Origin of the sequence: Vibrio sp. 1641, assembly GCF_033339995.1 — a bacterium.
Classification (GTDB): domain Bacteria; phylum Pseudomonadota; class Gammaproteobacteria; order Enterobacterales; family Vibrionaceae; genus Vibrio; species Vibrio alginolyticus.
The window spans coordinates 1-879 of record NZ_JAWOVP010000082.1; the positions used below are offsets into that span (position 1 = coordinate 1).

At 48.0% G+C, this 879-nt stretch carries 1 protein-coding gene; it reads right to left on the minus strand.

The annotated features are described in order from the left end of the window. The coding region (locus R7Z47_RS24275) for a PglL family O-oligosaccharyltransferase (protein ID WP_318130692.1) at window positions 1-879 on the minus strand (879 nt) is incomplete at both ends.

An 879-nucleotide genomic window follows, 5' to 3' on the forward strand; every position in this document is an offset into this window, starting at 1 on the left:
TTGGTCGCGTAGTTTCGAACTTCGTCAGAATGTAGTTCGTGTGTAGTGCGCTCACCATATAGAAGGTAAACACGGCCGGAATTACCAAGCTAAAAACGCGCAGTAGACTTTTGGTCACTTTGCTAAACCCAACTTGGCGATAGCGCGATACACGCTGGTCGACCCAATACAGCAAAATGATGAAAATCAGCCAGTGCACGAGAGAGTGATAAAACGGATATTCCAACTGAGAGTGAAGTACGATAGGAATGAATAACGCGAGCAACGCTAGGCGTGTGCCACGTTTGGCTTGATAAATCCGATGTAAAACCAATCCCATTGCGAGGATTATGCCTAATACAGGCAGAAGCCCACCTTCTACGCCCCAGTACAACATTTCATTGTGTGGATGATCCATCGATGGCAAGCCTGCAGGATAGTTCTCATTCAGCGCATGCTGGCGCGCGGTGTACAGCATGTACTCAGATTCAAACTTACCGTAACCGTAGCCAGTGAACGGTTTCTCGATCACCATATCCAAGGTTTGAGGGAAAGTGTACGCTCGAGGCGACTCCATATTCACTTTCTCTGTCGCCAGTCCACTTCCATCCGGGAATGCAATGCTCATTACAACGAACGAGAGCACCAAGCCCGTAACCAAAGCTGCGATCCAGCGAATAAAGCGGCCTTTGGTTGCAAAGCGATACATATACGGAATCACTAACAACAAACCGATGATGGTCGCTAGCCATCCTGTGCGCGAAGCTAACGCGACAATCAACGGCAAGGTAACAACAGGTACGGCATACAAAAGGTAAACGTCGCTTAGCTTACGTGAATACTTATAGGGTTGGCGAGCTAGAAGATAACTGGCAATGACTAATCCAGTAGCGAGAAAGC